The 15,738-nt window shown below is 67.6% G+C and carries 16 protein-coding genes; 4 read left to right on the top strand and 12 right to left on the bottom strand.

Features of this window, described 5'->3' with window-relative positions:
• Window positions 1–27 precede the first annotated feature (27 nt).
• The 4 genes from fhuE to N440_RS14940 form a co-directional block, all read right to left on the bottom strand.
• Complete coding sequence (gene fhuE, locus N440_RS14955; protein WP_133935565.1) at window positions 28–2,187, bottom strand: ferric-rhodotorulic acid/ferric-coprogen receptor FhuE; 2,160 nt, start codon at window positions 2,185–2,187, stop codon at window positions 28–30.
• A 229-nt stretch (window positions 2,188–2,416) separates the two neighbouring features.
• Window positions 2,417–2,893 carry a hypothetical protein gene (locus tag N440_RS14950; RefSeq protein ID WP_133935564.1) on the bottom strand — a complete coding sequence of 159 codons (477 nt, stop codon included), beginning with the start codon at window positions 2,891–2,893 and terminating at the stop codon, window positions 2,417–2,419.
• A 75-nt stretch (window positions 2,894–2,968) separates the two neighbouring features.
• Entirely contained in the window at window positions 2,969–3,520 is a 552-nt protein-coding gene (locus N440_RS14945) for a M23 family metallopeptidase (RefSeq protein ID WP_133935563.1), read from the bottom strand.
• Between the two features lie 90 nt (window positions 3,521–3,610).
• Complete coding sequence (locus tag N440_RS14940) at window positions 3,611–4,093, bottom strand: Lrp/AsnC family transcriptional regulator (RefSeq protein WP_040007093.1); 483 nt, start codon at window positions 4,091–4,093, stop codon at window positions 3,611–3,613.
• Between the two features lie 72 nt (window positions 4,094–4,165).
• Here N440_RS14940 and N440_RS14935 point away from each other — a divergent pair, with 72 nt between their 5' ends.
• Window positions 4,166–5,035: an EamA family transporter gene (locus N440_RS14935; RefSeq protein WP_133935562.1), complete on the top strand. Its 870-nt coding sequence runs from the start codon at window positions 4,166–4,168 to the stop codon at window positions 5,033–5,035.
• 65 nt (window positions 5,036–5,100) lie between these two features.
• Here the strand turns inward: N440_RS14935 and N440_RS14930 are convergent, their stop codons facing one another.
• The 4 genes from N440_RS14930 to N440_RS14915 all read right to left on the bottom strand — a co-directional run bounded on the left by N440_RS14930 (window position 5,101) and on the right by N440_RS14915 (window position 8,389).
• Window positions 5,101–5,838 (bottom strand): endonuclease/exonuclease/phosphatase family protein, encoded by a 738-nt coding sequence (locus N440_RS14930; RefSeq protein WP_008267450.1) that lies wholly within the window; start codon window positions 5,836–5,838, stop codon window positions 5,101–5,103.
• 53 nt (window positions 5,839–5,891) lie between these two features.
• On the bottom strand, window positions 5,892–6,725 hold the full coding sequence (locus N440_RS14925; RefSeq protein WP_133935561.1) for a thiol:disulfide interchange protein DsbA/DsbL: 834 nt from the start codon (window positions 6,723–6,725) through the stop codon (window positions 5,892–5,894).
• Window positions 6,726–6,831: 106 nt separating this feature from the next.
• Window positions 6,832–7,482: a thiol:disulfide interchange protein DsbA/DsbL gene (locus N440_RS14920; protein ID WP_133935560.1), complete on the bottom strand. Its 651-nt coding sequence runs from the start codon at window positions 7,480–7,482 to the stop codon at window positions 6,832–6,834.
• Between the two features lie 106 nt (window positions 7,483–7,588).
• Entirely contained in the window at window positions 7,589–8,389 is an 801-nt protein-coding gene (locus N440_RS14915) for a c-type cytochrome (RefSeq protein WP_133935559.1), read from the bottom strand.
• Window positions 8,390–8,545: 156 nt separating this feature from the next.
• On the opposite strand from N440_RS14915, the gene yihA reads away from it, so the two are divergent.
• On the top strand, window positions 8,546–9,148 hold the full coding sequence (gene yihA / locus N440_RS14910) for a ribosome biogenesis GTP-binding protein YihA/YsxC (protein WP_133935558.1): 603 nt from the start codon (window positions 8,546–8,548) through the stop codon (window positions 9,146–9,148).
• A gap of 40 nt (window positions 9,149–9,188) precedes the next feature.
• The gene (locus N440_RS14905) at window positions 9,189–9,620 is read left to right on the top strand and encodes a hypothetical protein (protein ID WP_133935557.1); all 432 of its coding nucleotides are present in this window, start codon (window positions 9,189–9,191) and stop codon (window positions 9,618–9,620) included.
• A gap of 65 nt (window positions 9,621–9,685) precedes the next feature.
• Here N440_RS14905 and N440_RS14900 read toward each other — a convergent pair whose 3' ends face one another.
• The 3 genes from N440_RS14900 to N440_RS14885 form a co-directional block, all read right to left on the bottom strand.
• Window positions 9,686–10,660 carry an MBL fold metallo-hydrolase gene (locus tag N440_RS14900; protein ID WP_133935556.1) on the bottom strand — a complete coding sequence of 325 codons (975 nt, stop codon included), beginning with the start codon at window positions 10,658–10,660 and terminating at the stop codon, window positions 9,686–9,688.
• Between the two features lie 685 nt (window positions 10,661–11,345).
• Window positions 11,346–12,170 carry a helix-turn-helix transcriptional regulator gene (locus N440_RS14890; protein WP_133935554.1) on the bottom strand — a complete coding sequence of 275 codons (825 nt, stop codon included), beginning with the start codon at window positions 12,168–12,170 and terminating at the stop codon, window positions 11,346–11,348.
• Complete coding sequence (locus N440_RS14885; RefSeq protein WP_133935553.1) at window positions 12,167–12,871, bottom strand: VIT family protein; 705 nt, start codon at window positions 12,869–12,871, stop codon at window positions 12,167–12,169. Before N440_RS14885 ends, N440_RS14890 begins: the two co-directional genes overlap by 4 nt.
• Before the next feature lie 152 nt (window positions 12,872–13,023).
• Between N440_RS14885 and N440_RS14880 the strand changes: the two genes are divergently transcribed.
• A complete protein-coding gene (locus tag N440_RS14880) occupies window positions 13,024–14,388 on the top strand; it encodes a glutamate--cysteine ligase (RefSeq protein ID WP_133935552.1) in 1,365 nt (454 codons plus the stop codon).
• 49 nt (window positions 14,389–14,437) lie between these two features.
• Here N440_RS14880 and N440_RS14875 read toward each other — a convergent pair whose 3' ends face one another.
• Window positions 14,438–15,694, bottom strand: a complete 1,257-nt coding sequence (locus tag N440_RS14875; protein ID WP_133935551.1) for an NnrS family protein — start codon at window positions 15,692–15,694, stop codon at window positions 14,438–14,440.
• Between the last annotated feature and the right edge of the window lie 44 nt (window positions 15,695–15,738).

Here is a 15,738-nt window from a genome sequence, read left to right as displayed (position 1 = left end):
GCCGGCTTGCCCCCGGCGCCGTTTACATCAGAACGACCAGGTGAACGTCAGCGAGCCGTTGCGGCCATCACCGAAGGCGCCATAGCCGTTGATCTGCGACAGGTACTTCTTGTCCAGCAGGTTGTTGAGGTTGGCCTGCACGCTGAACTCCGGCGAGATGCGGTAGCGCACGAAGGCGCTGACCAGCGCATAGCCGCTCTGATCGATGCGGCCATAGGCCGGCACCGTGTAGTAGATGCGGTTCTGCCAGTTGGCGCCGCCGCCGACGGTCAGTTCCTGCAGCGACTGCGGGGTGTAGCTGGTGAACAGCTTCAACGCGGTCTGCGGCAGGTTGGTGTTGATGTCGCTGCCGTTGATGTCCTTGGCCACGTAGCGTGATGCGCCGAAGGTGGCATTCCAGCCCGGTGCCAGCTCGCCGTTCACTTCGAACTCGAAGCCGCGGCTGACGGTGCCACGCGCGGCAATCGAAGCGAGTTCACCCGGCCGGCCGATGATCGGTTCATTGGTGGCCTGGGCGACGTTGTCCTGCTCGATGCGGAAGACCGCCAGCGAGGCATTCAGGCGATTGTCGAACCAAGCGGCCTTGACGCCCACTTCGTAGCTCTTGCCATCCACCGGATCGAGGTAGCGATCGTTGCGGTCGCGCGCGGTCTGTGGCTGGAAGATTTCGGTATAGCTGGTGTAGGCAGACCAGGTGTCGTTGATGTCGTACACCAGGCCGGCGTAGGGCGTGGTCACCTTGTGTTCGCGGTCATCGTTCTCGCCTTCGCTCTTCCAGTCGGTGTAGCGCGCACCGAGGATCAGCTTCAGCGGGTCGGCCAGCGTCAGGCGGGTGGCGAGGTAGCCGGCCTTCTGGGTGATGGTGCCGCGGCTGGCCAGCGCCAGCGGGTTCCAGTTGGGCTGGCTGATGTTGCCGGTCCAGTTGAAGTAGCTGGCAAACGGATCCCACAGCAGGTTGGCGCCGCCCACCTGGTAGTCGCCGTAGTTGGCGTACTCACGCTTGTTGTAGCTCAGGCCGGCCATGAACTGGTGTTCGCGGCCGAACAGGCGGAACGGACCATCCACGTAGCCATCGACGGCGTTGACCTTGCGCTCGGTGTTGTAGAAGCCGGCCGACGGCGAGATGCCAGCACCGGTGGTCTTGTTGAAGTTGGAGGCCCCGGTGACCCAGTTGTTGTAGGCCGGATAGAACAGCTTGTCGTCGGCCTTGGTCTCGTCGTGGGTGGCGCCGATCTTGAACTTCCAGCCGTTGCTGAAGGCATGCTGCAGCGTGGCGAAGGCACGCTTGCTGGTGGTGTCCCAGTAGGTCCAGTCCGGGCTGGCATTGAAGGACTCGTCATACGGCGTACGGCTGCCGTCCGAGTACAGCATCGGGAAGCCGCCCCAGGTGGCGCCATTGGCGCGCTTCTGCTGGTAGTCGTAGCCCACGCTCAGCTGGGTGTCCGGGGTCAGGTCGGCATCGATGACCGCGTAGCCCAGCGTCTTGCGCTGGTTGTAGCGGTCCATCTGGCCGTCGGTATCCAGGTAGCTGCCGATGACGCGGCCACGCACGGTACCGCTGGCATTGAGCGCGCTGCCCACGTCCACGGTGGTGCGGGTGCGGCCCCAGCTGCCCACGTTCACCGAGACGCTGCCGGTCAGTTCGGCGCTGTCGGCATGCTTTCGGATCAGGTTCACCGATGCCGACGGATTGCCGGCACCACTGAGCAGGCCGGTGGCACCGCGCACCACTTCCACGCGGTCGTACAGGGCCAGATCGAGGCCGGAATCACCGTAGCTCCAGTTCTGCACCATCTGCGTCGGCAGGCCATCGAACTGGTAGGCATCGATGTAGAACCCGCGCGCGTAGAACTCGGTGCGCTCGCTGTCGGACTGGGTGCTGGTCACGCCGGTGGTGTTGGCCAGCACGTCGATGATGTCGTCCAGCTTCTGGTCTTCGATGCGCTGGTGGCTGATGATGCTGATCGACTGCGGGATCTCGCGCGGTGCCAGGTCGAAACGGGTACCGGCCGAGGTGCGGCGCACCGAATAGCCTTCGGCGCGCTCGCCCTTGACCACGACCTTGTCGAGGGTGGTCGGGTCGGCAGCGGTGTCGGCGAAGGCGGCCGGGGTGATGGCCAGGCTGAGGGCGGACAGCACCGCCGCGGACAGGCGATGTGGCAGAACGGGGGAGGTCGAACGGATCATTGGGGTTCCTGGACGGGCACGTGCGTGCGTCCGACCGGCTTCCCGGATGGTCTGGCGCCGCGGCTGGTGGGGATCTCACGCCGCTGGCGGAACCCTGCGTTCAGGGCGGTGGCTGGGCAATGCGAGCACGGACGAACCGTCCTGGCCGTCCGCAAAACGCAAATATCGTAATGGGAATTGTTTTCGTTTACAAATGGGCGAGGGCGGTGCGCATGCTGTCGCGGCCGATCTAGTCCTGCGGCGGCAGGCGTTCGGCCTGGATGTTCATGCGCGGCCGTTCACCCTCGATGCCGATGGCGTATTCGACGGTGATCACCACGTCCGCGTCGAGTCCGCGCACGTCCAGGGATTGCACCCTCCCGGTCACGTATTCCGGGAACAGCCGTTCCGAGCCGGCGTAGCGCGTCCCGGGGGCCAGGCAGGCGAGGACGCGCTGGATGTTGATCGTGGCGAACTCGGTGGACGTATTGGGCAGCAGCCAATCGCAGAACTGCCTGCCCGCGGGATTGCCGCCATGCGTGCAGTGCTTGCTGAAGCTGCTCCAGTCGCTGACCAGTTCAATCGCCGGGCGGTTGCCGATCGAGGCGCTGTTGGCGAAGGCGAGAAGGTGCGCACACAACGGGTCGTGGCGTGCCTGCAGGGTGCTGCAGCTGGTGGCCAGCAGCGCCAGGGTGACGAACGGCGCGATGGTGCGAAGGCGGGTCATCGGTGTGCTTTCCCTGTCACTGCGGTCGATGATGCGTCTGGCCGGGCGTGGCGTCGAGCCCGGTCGACGAAAGGGTCAGCGCAGCAGCGGCAGCGGGTCGCGCGCGCCTTCGGCGCCGTAGATGCCCCAGTGCAGGTGCGGCGGGGTGCCCTTGGCGTTGCCGCTGTCGCCCACGTGGCCGAGCAGGTCGCCAGGCTGGACGATCTGGCCGCGCGCCAGGCCATCGGCCCAGTCCTCCAGGTGCGCGTAGTAGTAGCGCTCGCGCGCGGGCCCGATCACCCACACCTGGCGGCCACCGAGCCCGCCCTCACGGACATCGGCGATGACCCCGACGGTGGCGCTGCGCACCGGCGTACCGCGCCTGGCGAAGATGTCGATACCCGCGTGCGTGCGATCACGACCGCGCGGCGCACCGAAGGTGTCGGCGATCTGCCTTGGGCGCACGCCCTGCACCGGCACCGGCAGCACGGTGGCGGCGGGCATCTGCGAGAGTGTCCACAACATCTTCGGTGTGGCCGCCCATGGGCTGTTCCACAGCGTGATCCCTGCAACGATGGCGATGGCCAGGAACAGGCCGCGCAGCAGCCAGCGGCGCAGGCGATGGGCAGGGGAGGTGGTTGTGCTCATGGCTTCAGACTGTAGCGTCGAGCCACGCTCGACGGCTGTTGCTTTGCGGCCAAAGGGGAGTCGTAAAAGGGCAGTCGAGCAAGCTCGACTCTACAGGGGCGGTAGCAGCGGCACTTCGAAACTGCGTTTCAACGTGCCCAGTGCCACCGAGGTCCGGAAGCGCTCGATGTTGTCATCACCGCCGAACAGGCGCTCGGTGATCGCCTCGTATTCTTCCATCGATGCCGCTGAAAGCAGCAGCAGGAAGTCGCCGTCGCCGGTGATCGAGTAGCACTGCTGCACCGCCGGGTCATCCTGGACGCGGCGCTTGAACGGCGCCACGCGCTCGCGCTGTTCACTGACCACGCGCACCTCGACGATGATGGTCAGCGGTCGCCCGACCTTGGCTGCGGCGACCACCGCCACGTTGGCGGCGATCACACCGCTGTCCTGCAGGCGCTTGATCCGGCGCTGCACGGCCGGGGTGGACAGGTGCACTGCCTCGGCAATTTCGCGTTGCGGCAGGGTGTTGTCCCGCTGCAGCAGGTCGAGGATGGCGCGGTCGAAACTGTCGAGCACGGGGGCGATGGCCATGGCGAGCAGAAATTGCACGAACGGGCTGTCAATTGAGCCAAGTGCTCGGCGTGGGCGCAATAGACTTTGCCCATGCAGACCTCACGATTCGCGCCGATGTTGCCGGCGCTGGCGGTGCTGGGCTCGGTCACCTCGCTGGCCATCGGCACCTCCTACGCAAAACACCTGTTTCCGCTGATCGGCGCCCAGGGCACCAGCGCGCTGCGCGTGGGCTTCTCGGCGCTGTTGCTGCTGCTGTTCTGGCGGCCGTGGCGCTGGAAAACCAGCCGCGTGGATGCGATCACCATCCTGCGCTACGGGCTCACCCTGGGCCTGATGAACCTGCTGTTCTACATGGCCCTGCGCACGATTCCCTTCGGCATCGCGGTGGCCATCGAATTCACCGGGCCGTTGACGGTGGCGATGCTGTCATCACGACGACCGATCGACTTCGTCTGGGTAGGCTGCGCGATGGTGGGGTTGTTGTTGCTGCTGCCGTTGGGGGGCGGCCCGGCGCTGGACCCGGCCGGTGTGCTGTATGCAATGGGTGCGGCGGCGTGCTGGGGCCTGTACATCGTGTTCGGCAAGCGCGCCGGCCACCTGCACGCCGGCCATTCGGTGTCGCTGGGGCTGCTGGCGGCGTCGCTGGTGGTGGTGCCGGTGGGCGTGGTGCATGCCGGGGCCGCGCTGCTCGATCCGAAGATCCTGGCGGCGGGGCTGCTGGTGGCGCTGGTATCCAGTGCAATCCCGATGTCGCTGGAAATGATGGCGCTCAAGCGCCTGCCGAAGGAGACCTTCGGCATCCTGATCAGCATGGAACCGGCGGTGGCCGCGCTGTGGGCGATGCTGCTTCTGCACGAGCACCTGCACGGGCTGCAGTGGCTGGCGATCGGCTGCACCGTGCTGGCCTCGGTGGGCAGCACGATGACCGCGCGAAGGCTGAAGGTGCCTGTCACCGCATGAAAAAAGGGACGGAGGGAATTAAGTCGTTTGTGCCACAAACGACTTAATTCCCTCCGTCCCCTTTTTCAGCGCAGGGCGTCGGCCGGGACGTCGATCGCCATCGCCAGGGCGAGGTGATCGGAGAACGCGGCCGGTACGGCTTCCACGGTGCGGGTCTGCAGCCCGCTGCTGACCAGGATGTGGTCGATGGCGCGGTCGGGGCGCCAGCTGGGGAAGGTCGGCACGATGCAGCCGGGCGGCTGCAGCCGGGTCTTCTGGTACAGCACCTGCATTTCCGGGCGTTCGGCCAGGCAGTTGAAATCGCCCATCAGCACCGCGTTGGGGTGGTCGGACAGCAGTTCGGCGATGAAGCCCAGCTGCGACATCCGGGAACCCGCGCCGAGTGACAGATGCGCCACCGCCACCGCCAGGCCATCGGCACCGTCGCCGAACTTGGCCAGCAGCACGCCGCGCCCGCCGATGCGGCCGGGCAGGGCGTGGTCCTGCACTTCCACCGGTTCCAGCTTGCTCAGCAACCCGTTGGCGCTGGAGGCGACCCCGCCCATGCGCCGGTTCGGCTGGTGGCTCCAGTAATTGAAGCCGGCGCGCTGGGCCAGGTAATGGGTCTGGTTGGTGAAGCCCGAGCGCAGGCTGCCCGGGTCGGCCTCCTGCAGGCCGACGATGTCATGTTCGCGCGCCAAGGTGGCAATCGCGTCAAGACTGCTGCGCTTGCGACCCGCCGGCAGCGCATGTGACCAGCTGCGGGTCACATAGTCGCTGTAGCGGCGGGTACTTGAGCCGGCCTGGATGTTGGCCGTCAGCAAGCGCAGGGTCCGTGTACGGGGGGAATTCACGGCCGGGAAACGCTTCTCTTGGATCAGTGAGCCTGGGCCGCACCGCGTTCGCGGGCGATCAGGTGGTCGGCAATGCGCAACATGTCCGGGAAGCTCTTGCCCTTCACCAGGTACTTGCCGTTGACGATGATCGACGGCGTGCCGCTGATCTGGCTGCGCTGGGCGAACTGCTTGGCCGAGTTGGTCTTGGCGTTCACCGCGAAGCTGCCCATGGTGGCGGCGAACTGCTTCGGGTCCACACCGTAGGCGCCGTAGAACTTGGCGATGTCGTCCACCGAGTCACGGCCGCGCTCGCCCTTCAGGGTCTTCTGCGAGTGGATGGCGGCGTACAGCGCTTCGTGGGTCTTCTCCTGCACGCCCAGGGTCTGCGCGGCGTAGAAGGCACGGGCGTAGTCATCCCAGGTGCCGCCGAACATGGCCGGCACGTAGACGAAGTTCACGTCGCTCGGCAGGCCGGCCTTCCACGGGCCGACCAGCGGCTGGAACGCGGCGCAGGCCGGGCAGACGTAGCCGAAGATCTCGGTCACTTCGATCTTGCCGGCGGCCGGCTGGAACGGCTGGCCGTTCGGGATGACCTGGTAGTCGGCGCCTTCCACCGGGGCCGGGCCGGTCAGCGCGGCGGTGGTCGGGGCCGGAGCCGCTGCCGGAGCAGCTTCGGCCGCAGCCTTGTCGCCTTCGGCAGCGGCCGGGGCAGCGCCCTCGGCGCCCGCCGCCGGAGCCGAAGGCTCGGTGCTGTCCGGTGCCGCCGCCGGTTCGGCCGGTGCCGCGGTGGTGTTGGTGCTGCCGTCGTCGGCCTTGCAGGCGGCCAGGATCGGCAGCAGCGCTGCGAGGGCGAGGGCGGCGAAACGGGTCTTCATGGAAACGTCTCCAGCATCTGGAATGGTGGGGCCGGCGTCAGGCACCGGCCAGAGGGAAATGATGACATGCGGCGGCGACAGCGCCGTGTCGATGGTGGGTGTTGGTTCAGCGGCCGCGGGCCGCGCGGGCCTGGGCGATCAGTGCCGAGGCGATGCGCAGCTGGTCGTCGAAGCTGTTGCCACGCACCAGGTACTGGCCGTTGATGATGATGGCCGGGGTGCCCGGCACCTTGGTGCGCTGGGCGAACGCGCGGGCGGCATCGACCTTCTTCTGCACCGCATCGCCCCGCAGCGCCTGCAGGTAGCGGTCCGGGGCCACGCCGTAGGCCTTGTAGAAGGTGGCGAGCTCATCGGCCGAGATGTTCTGCATCGGCAGCGTGCCGTCCTGGTGCAGTGCCTTGAACACGGCGGCATGGCTGCGCTTGGCCACGCCCACTTCTTCAGCGGCGTAGTAGGCCAGGGCCCAGGCATCCCAGGCGCCGCCGAAGGCGGCCGGCACCGGGGTGAAGCGCACGTCGGCCGGCAGCTTGGCCGCCCAGGCTTCCAGCTGCGGTTCGAAATGGGCGCAGTGCGGGCAGGTGTAGCCGAAGACCTCGACCACTTCGATCTTCCCGGCCAGCGGCTGGAACGGGCCCGGCTGGGCGATGCGTTCGTAGTCTTTGCCTTCCACCAGCGGTGCGTTGGCAGGGGTGGCGGCACTGGCAGCCAGCGGCAGCAGGACCAGCAGGGACAACAGCAGGCGGGGAATCAACCTCATCGACACGCATCTCCGTTGAAAAAAGCAACGCCGGCGCGGTCGCCGGCGTGAAGGAAACATACCGCAGGCGGGGGCCGCGGTGGCGGCCCGGCCCGACCAGTGGTGGTCAGGGGGCGGCAGCCGGTTGCGTCGGCGTGGCCGCGGCGGCCAGGTCGTCGGCCTTGTTGTGCAGGCCCTGCAGGTAGCTCGACAGCGCCTGCACCTCCTGTTCGCTCAGCTTCTGCGCCACCGTGGCCATGATCTGGAAATGGGTCTTGTCGGTCTCATGGGTCTGCCCGGCCTGGTACTCCTGCAGGCGGCGCGCGACATAACTGGCGTGCTGGCCACCGAGATGCGGATAGGCGGGCCCCGGATTGCCGGCGCCGCTGGGGCCATGGCAGGCCATGCAGGCCGGCAGGCCGCGCTTGGCGTCGCCACCGCGGTACAGCTGCTGGCCGATCTCGTAGAACTTCATGCCCTTGTACGGGCCGTCGGTGACCGCGGTGTCGTCGGCGATGCCGGCCGTGGCCTTCTGGGTGGCGAAGTAGGCGCCGATGTCACGCATGTCCTGCGGGGTAAGGTTCTGCACGAACGGCACCATCGCCACCGCCGCGCCGGAACTGCGCTGGCCGTTGGCGATCAGGGCCATCTGCTGGGCCACGTAGCGTTCGCTCTGGCCGGCGATGGACGGGTACATCTCCACCGTGGCGTTGCCGTCGGCGCCGTGGCAGGCCGCGCAGGCCGAGGCCTTGGTCTGGCCAGCCTTGGCATCGCCCCAGTGGGTCTTGCTGAAATCCACTTCCAGCGAGGCGGTCTTGATCGGCCCGTTGTCAGGCAGCGGGGTCAGTGTGGTCTGCGCGAACGCAGCGGCGGCAACGACTACGGCAGTGGCAAGGGCGGATACGGCAAGAACGCGAGCGTGGCGCATGCTAAAGCTCCGTATGGACCGGGCCGGGCGGTGGCCGCCGGCATCGCCCGGATTATCAACGGCGTTTCCGCGCACGGTCAACGCAGCAGTGCAGCAAAATGCCCGCAACGGCCGCCGGCACGGGCGCGCGGCGCCGCAACATGCGATCCTAGGCACATGTCATTGCTCATCGAACGCGCCCGTTACCACCTCTCGGCCCACAACGTACGGCAGCTGCCGCCCGATGAAGGCGCCGAAGTGGCCTTCGCCGGCCGCTCCAACGCTGGCAAGTCCAGCGCCCTCAACGCGCTGACCCGCCAGAACGCCCTGGCCCGCGTGTCCAAGACCCCCGGCCGCACCCAGCAGCTGGTGTTCTTCCAGATCACCCCGGACGCCCACCTGGTCGATCTGCCCGGTTACGGCTACGCCAAGGTGCCGCTGGACCTGCAGGCGCACTGGCAGGCCTTCATCGACCGGTACTTCCGCACCCGCGAAGCCCTGAAGGGCCTGGTGGTGGTGATGGACATCCGCCACCCGCTGAAGGACTACGACCGGCAGATGCTGTCCTACGCCGTACAGCGCGGCATGCCGGCGCACGCATTGCTGACCAAGGCCGACAAGCTCAGCCGCAGCCAGCAGATGCAGACCCTGCAGAAGGTGCGCAAGGAACTGCAATCGGCCTACGGCGACAGCGTCAGCGTGCAGGTGTTCTCCGGCGAAGACCGTACCGGCGTGGACGAAGCCCGCGGCGTGATCGGTGGCTGGCTGGGGCTGGAATAAGGCGGCCTGCGGTCGCCAGCCTTTTCATCGGGGTGTACGGATGGAAGGATTTGCAGCAACGCTCTGGCAATGGCACGGGGCGGGTGACGGTGCTCGCGTCGAAGCGGCCTGCACCTTGCTCTCTGCCCTCGATTTCCTCCAGCAGGACGCATTAGGCCAAGCGGCAAAGCTGCCGCAGTGTCTTGCCTGTGAGGTCCAGTCGTCGGTCCTGATGCCTCTGGTGGCCGTCATGGACGGTCTGGCCGATCAGGTGCCGCCATTGGGCCAGCAGGCGCTGCTGAGGCTTCGCGCATCCTGCGCTGAGCTCGATGCGACCTCGCTCAGCTGTTCTGATGCCGGGATCTTCGAACATGCGCAGTGGCAGGCGATCCGGATGGACGCGCGGCAAGCGGGTTCGTACTTGGCGCTGCAGGAACTGTTGCCGTACCTGGACGAACTACGGGACGCGCAGCGCTTGGCACCCGGCCGGTAGGGCCGGGCATGGCCCGGCGCTACCGGTCTGCTTCCGGGTAGTGCCGGCCGCTGGTCGGCAACACATCATTTCAACGGCGAATACTCCGTTGGCACCCACGCATAGGCCTGGCCTTCGCTGCGCACATGGCCCAGGCCCGGGAACGGCAGGTGCGCACCGGCCACCCACCAGCCCTTGGCGCTGGCCTGCTGCAGCAGGCCGCGACGGCTGGCCGTGGCCGCCTTGCGGTCCGAATCGGCCTCGAACGCGGCCTCCGGGTGCGCGAACTGCACCGCGTGGAAGTGCAGCACATCGCCCCACACCAGCAGTGACTGGCCCTGGCTGTCGAACCGGTAGGAGACATGGCCAGGCGTATGGCCATGGGTGTCCATCGCCACCGCGCCACCGGGCAGGGCATCGCCGGGGCTGAAGGTGCGCAGGCGGCCGCTGGCCTGGTACGGCGCTACTGCGGTGCGCGCCAGCGGGAAGGCGAAGCGCACACCCTTCGGCGCCGTGGCCTCGCTGGCCGGATTGAGCCAGTAATCGGCATCGGCCCTGGACAGCCACACGGTGGCATTCGGGTAGGCCGGCTTGCCCTGCGCGTCGAGTACGCCGCACAGGTGGTCCGGATGGGCATGGGTCAGCAGCACCTCGTCCACCTCGGCCGGGTCCACGCCGGAGGCGCGCAGGTTGCCCAGCACCTGGCCCAGGCCGGGGCCGAAGCACTGCGCGGTGCCGGTGTCGACCAGGGTCAGATGGTTGCCCTGGCGCACCAGGAAGGCGTTGATCGCGGTCTGCAGGCCCTTCGTGTCTTCCGGCACGTAGCGCCCCTCGAGCAGGCGACTGACCAGCGTTGGCGGCACGTCCACCACTTCCTGCCGGCCGAGTGCGACCACGCCGTCGAACAGGGCGGTGACCTGCAGGGTACCGACGCGTTGGTGGTAGACGCCGGGCACCTGCCGGGTGGGAGCGGGCGAGCTGGCTTCGGCCAGCGCCGCCAGCGGCAGGGCGGACAGGGCCAGCAGCAGGGCGCTGCGCAGGGGCAGGTGATGCAGGGGCATGGCGGTTCTCGGTGGATGACGGGCGGTTCCGTTGCCGGACAGCGTGCCGTGGACAGCGTGTGCGCGGCGCTCAAAGCAGTGCGCGGAATGCTCAGGGAGGGGGGTGTCTGCAGGGCTGCGCCCTGCACCGCTGCAGGCAACAGCAACAGCAACAGCAACAGCCGAAGCAACAGCAACAGCAACAGCAACAGCCGAAGCAACAGCAACAGCCGAAGCAACAGCAACAGCAGGCTATCCGTGGGATGGCGGGGTGGGTCCGGTTGCGGGAGACGCCGTAAACCCATCCATGGGGGCTTGGCCGCGGCATCCATGCCGCGGCCCCTCCCGCAGCCGGACCCACCCCGCCTTCGACAGATTCCTGCGATCTGTCGGAACGGTGTTCTGTTCTGGTGGGTGTCGACCTTGGTCGACACGGTAGATCTGACCCAAATTTGATTATCGATATCTGACAGATGTGTCGACCAAGGTCGACACCTACCAACAGCACACGGAATCTGTCAGAGGCGGGGCGGTGTGGGTGGGCAGGACCGTTGGCGCCATGGATGGCGCCATCGAGCCCCCATGGATGGGTTTACGGCGTGTCCTGACCACCCACACCGCCCCGCCATCCCACGGAATGCATGGCTATTGCTTTGGCTCTTGCTGTTGCTTCGGCAGGTGCAGGGCGCAGCCCTGCCGAACCCCCTTAAATGTCTGTGGGAGCCAGTCCGTACTGCTCGGCGAAGCGCTTGCTGAAACTGGCCGCAGACCGGTAACCCGCGCGTGCGGCGACGGTCTTCAGCGGCAGGTCGGTGGTGTAGAGCAGCTGCATGCCATGCGCCAGGCGCGCCTCGGTCAGCAGCTGGCGCAGGCTGGTGCGCTCGGCGGCAAGGCGGCGACGCAGGGTCGCGCCGCTCAGCGCGAACTGTTCTTCCACATCCCGTGATTGCCAGTCGCGTGCCGGTTCGGCGGCTATGCGGTCGCGGATCTGTTCGCCCAGGCTCGGTGCCTGCGGCAGCAGCAGGTTGCCATGGCCCTGCCGGCACAGGGTGAGCACCAGCGAGGCCAAGGCCAGACGTGCCTCGCTGTAGCGGCCCTCCTGCAGCGACTGCCGCCACTGGCGCAGCACCGCACCGTGTTCGATCAACGGCAATCGGGCCATCGCCGGGCCCGCGCTGGGCAGTTCCTCGTTCCACAACGTGCGCGCTGCTGCCAGCACTTCGGCGCACAGCGGCACGATCGCGCTGAGGTAGCGGCCGCTGTGCGGATCGGGGCTGTTGACCACGTCGATGCGGCAGCGCTGGGTCAGCAGCAGGATGTCGCCGGGCACGAACTCCAGCGATTGATGCGCGGTGCGCACCTGCTTGCGGCCCTCCAGCAGGATCGCGAACTGCGGTTGTGGAATCTCCACCGAGCTGGCGCCATGCTCGCGGCGTGCGGTGATGCAGGCATAGCCTTCGGCACGTTCGCAGCCGGCCAGGCCGGCCATTTCAGCCAGCAGCGCGGTGGCTGGCGGCAGCATGGCGGTCATGACACGTGGGCACCCAGCAGGCGACCGACAGCGGCGGCGGCGGCCATCGCCAACGCGCCCCAGAACATCACCCGGACAGCGCCGCGCACGGGCGGCGCACCACCGGCCTGCGCCGCCATCGCGCCGGTCAGGCACAGGCCGAGCAGGGTGCCGGCGGTGGTGATCATCGCGACCTTGTCGACCGGAGCGAGCAGGGCGGTCAGCACCGGCAGCGCGGCACCACAGGTGAATGCCCCGGCCGAGGCCAGCGCAGCCTGCAGTGGGCGGGCACGCAGGGTGTCGGTAATGCCCAGTTCGTCGCGGGCGTGGGCGCCCAGCGCGTCGTGGGCGGTGAGCTGTTCGGCGACCTGCCGCGCCAGCGCCGGGTCCAGGCCGCGATGGCGATAGATTGCACTCAGCTCTTCCAGCTCACTGTGCGGGTCTTCGTGCAGTTCGCGTTTTTCCGCGGCGAGGTCGGCTTCTTCGGTGTCGGCCTGGGTCTGCACCGAGACGTACTCGCCGGCAGCCATCGACATCGCGCCGGCTACAGTGCCAGCGACCCCGGTGGCCAGGATCGTACTGGCCGAGGCGCCGCTGGCGGCCACGCCGACCACCAGGCCGGCCACCGAGACAATGCCGTCGTTGGCGCCCAGCACGGCGGCACGCAGCCAGCCGACACGCTCGGAGCGGTGCAGTTCGGGGTGTCGTGAATGGCGACTCATGGCCGTGAGTGTACGAGGGTCAAGAGGGCGTCGGTAGGATGCTGAAACCCGTCACCGTCGCATGACGTGACGGAGTGCCACGCTATAGTGCGCCCTTGCGATGGAAGGGCTCCAGCCCCACATCCCCTGCCACTGTCCAGCGAGTCCTCCCCTTGTCGAGCCCCAGCCACGTCGCCGATACGCCCATTACCGACCGCTCGCAGCTGGTTGCGGAGATCGCCTCCGGCGAGAAGCCCCGTGCGCAGTGGCGCATCGGTACCGAGCACGAGAAGTTCGGGTTCCGCCTGGATGACCTGCGCCCGCCGACCTTCGACGGCGAGCGCGGCATCGAAGCGCTGCTCAAGGGCCTGGTCCGCTTCGGCTGGCAGCCGGTGCAGGAGAACGGCAACACCATCGCGCTGCTGCGCGACGGTGCCTCGGTGACGCTGGAACCGGCCGGCCAGCTGGAACTGTCCGGCGCGGCGCTGGAAACCATCCACCAGACCTGCGTGGAAACCGGCACCCATCTGAACGAAGTGGCGCAGGTGGCCGGCGAACTGCAGCTGGGCTTCCTCGGCATGGGTTTCCAGCCGAAGTGGAAGCGCGACGAAATGCCGTGGATGCCGAAGGGCCGCTACAAGATCATGCGTTCGTACATGCCCAAGGTCGGTTCGCTGGGCCTGGACATGATGACCCGCACCTGCACGGTGCAGGTGAACCTGGATTACGCCAGCGAAGCGGACATGGTGAAGAAGTTCCGCGTGTCGCTGGCGCTGCAGCCGATCGCCACCGCGCTGTTCGCCGATTCGCCGTTCACCGAAGGCCAGCCGAACGGCTACCTGAGCTATCGCTCGCACATCTGGACCGACACCGACGCCGACCGTACCGGCATGCTCGACTTCGTGTTCGAGGATGGCTTCGGCTACGAGCGCTATGTCGATTACCTGCTCGACGTGCCGATGTACTTCTCCTACCGCGATGGCATCTACCACGACGCCAGCGGGCAGAGCTTCCGCGACTTCATGCAGGGCAAGCTGCCGGTGTTGCCGGGTGCGTTGCCGACCCTGCGCGACTGGTCGGACCACACCACCACCGCGTTCCCGGAAGTGCGCCTGAAGAAGTACCTGGAAATGCGCGGCGCCGACGGTGGCCCGTGGAGCCGGCTGTGTGCGCTGCCGGCGTTCTGGGTCGGCCTGCTGTACGACGATACCGCGCTGGATGCGGCCTGGGACCTGGTGCGTGACTTCAGCCTGGCTGAGCGTCATGCGCTGCGCGACGGCGTGCCGAAGCATGCGATGAACCTGCCGTTCCGCAGCGGCACGGTGCGCGACCTGGCCCGCGAAGCGGTGAAGATTTCGGTGGAAGGCCTCAAGCGCCGCGCGGCGCGCAATGCCGATGGCCAGGATGAGAGCAAGTTCCTGGATGTGCTGCAGGAAATTGTCGAGTCCGGTCTGACCCCGGCCGAGCGCAAGCTGGCGCTGTTCCATGGCCGCTGGCACGGCGACGTCGATCCGGTGTTCCGCGAGTTCGCTTACTGAGTGATTACGGTGCCCGCCGGGCATGGCCCGGCGCTACCGCTGGAGGCTGTCAGCCTGGCTTGCCGTCGCGCCGTGGGCTCAGGTAGATCCAGCCCAGCCGTGCCACCCATGGGGCCAATGCCAGCAGCCAACCGATGGCAGCAGCGAAATGCCCGGTGTAGGCATCGGGCATCAGCTCGGCAACGATGCGCATGATCGCCACTGCCTGCAGCGCGACGAACGCAAACCAGGCCACGGCCGGCATCACCAGCGGTCGCCCGGAATGGCCCTGGGTGACCCGGGTCACCATCGCCACCAGCAGGCTGCCGAACAGGCCCACGGCGAGTGCATGCAACGGCGCGCGGCCGAGCAGCTGCGGATGGCCCAGCAGTTGACCCACGTCCTGCAGCAGATACAACGCGAAGCTGATCGGCAGCCACGCCAGCGCCAGGAACAGGGCCGCGAGCAGGCCCGGCATCGGCCCGCGTGGCCACCAGTGCCATAGCGCCTGCAGCGACAACATCAGCAGCGGCGCATCGGCCAGCCACAGCAGGTTGTCGATCTGCAACGCGCTCAACAGTAGGCGCAGCATCAGTAGCGCCCACATCGCGGCCAACCAGCGCAGCGGTCGCCACGGCACGTAGCCGTCCACCACGTTGTTGGCGAAGAACGGGATCATCCGGTGCGCGACGGTGAGGTAGACCGGTAGCAGCAGGCCGAAGGTGCCGAGTGCCACAGTGACCGGCATCAGCGTAGCGTGGCCGCGCACCACCGCCATGAACAACAGCAGCCCCAGCCAGCCCAGCAGCAGTGCGGCATAGCAGGCGCGCGCATGCCAGTTGCGGTTTGGACCAGCGGCCTTGAGCACGCGTCCCAGCACGATCAGTCCGGCGCTCCAGCCGGCCAGTGCCAGCAGCAGGCCGGGCCACAGCCCGGGTCTCCACCCGCAGGCGGCGGCAATCAACAGCGCCTGCCCGCCGAACAGGCCGATGCCGACCGGTGCATAGCGGCTGCGCGGCAGCTCGGGCTGGTTCATCCAGCGCGGAAACACGGTGAGCAGGAAGCCGAAGATGAAACTGGGCAGCACCAGGTACTGCATCAGCAGCGCGTGCAGCCAGGCCGGTGGCAGCGGTGGTGGCGGCGGCGTCCACAATCCGCGCAATCCGCCAAGCCACAGCGCCCACCACAGCATCGCCAGCAGCAGGTTGCTGGCGCCGATGAAGAACAGCAGACGGTGCGGCGCACGCATCAGCATTGCAGGGGAGGGCAGGCGGGCCATGCGGGGAGTCTGCGCTTGGCCGGTGGCCGCCTTCTTGACCTTCGTCATGCCCAACGCAGGACCAGAAGAAACCCCGGCATTGCCGGGGTTTT

It is taken from the genome of Stenotrophomonas sp. CC22-02, from assembly GCF_004365115.1.
Classification (GTDB): Bacteria; Pseudomonadota; Gammaproteobacteria; order Xanthomonadales; family Xanthomonadaceae; genus Stenotrophomonas; species Stenotrophomonas forensis.
This window is presented reverse-complemented; position numbering and strand designations above follow the sequence as displayed.

Bases quoted from the DNA above. Each gene is read 5' to 3' on its own strand.
- N440_RS14945 (WP_133935563.1), bottom strand. From the start codon at position 3,520: ATGAGCACAACCACCTCCCCTGCCCATCGCCTGCGCCGCTGGCTGCTG.
- N440_RS14925 (WP_133935561.1), bottom strand. From the start codon at position 6,725: ATGAAGACCCGTTTCGCCGCCCTCGCCCTCGCAGCGCTGCTGCCGATC.
- N440_RS14915 (WP_133935559.1), bottom strand. From the start codon at position 8,389: ATGCGCCACGCTCGCGTTCTTGCCGTATCCGCCCTTGCCACTGCCGTA.
- yihA (WP_133935558.1), top strand. From the start codon at position 8,546: ATGTCATTGCTCATCGAACGCGCCCGTTACCACCTCTCGGCCCACAAC.
- fhuE (WP_133935565.1), bottom strand. From the start codon at position 2,187: ATGATCCGTTCGACCTCCCCCGTTCTGCCACATCGCCTGTCCGCGGCG.
- N440_RS14935 (WP_133935562.1), top strand. From the start codon at position 4,166: ATGCAGACCTCACGATTCGCGCCGATGTTGCCGGCGCTGGCGGTGCTG.
- N440_RS14900 (WP_133935556.1), bottom strand. From the start codon at position 10,660: ATGCCCCTGCATCACCTGCCCCTGCGCAGCGCCCTGCTGCTGGCCCTG.
- N440_RS14950 (WP_133935564.1), bottom strand. From the start codon at position 2,893: ATGACCCGCCTTCGCACCATCGCGCCGTTCGTCACCCTGGCGCTGCTG.
- N440_RS14920 (WP_133935560.1), bottom strand. From the start codon at position 7,482: ATGAGGTTGATTCCCCGCCTGCTGTTGTCCCTGCTGGTCCTGCTGCCG.
- N440_RS14875 (WP_133935551.1), bottom strand. From the start codon at position 15,694: ATGACGAAGGTCAAGAAGGCGGCCACCGGCCAAGCGCAGACTCCCCGC.
- N440_RS14885 (WP_133935553.1), bottom strand. From the start codon at position 12,871: ATGAGTCGCCATTCACGACACCCCGAACTGCACCGCTCCGAGCGTGTC.
- N440_RS14905 (WP_133935557.1), top strand. From the start codon at position 9,189: ATGGAAGGATTTGCAGCAACGCTCTGGCAATGGCACGGGGCGGGTGAC.
- N440_RS14890 (WP_133935554.1), bottom strand. From the start codon at position 12,170: ATGACCGCCATGCTGCCGCCAGCCACCGCGCTGCTGGCTGAAATGGCC.
- N440_RS14940 (WP_040007093.1), bottom strand. From the start codon at position 4,093: ATGGCCATCGCCCCCGTGCTCGACAGTTTCGACCGCGCCATCCTCGAC.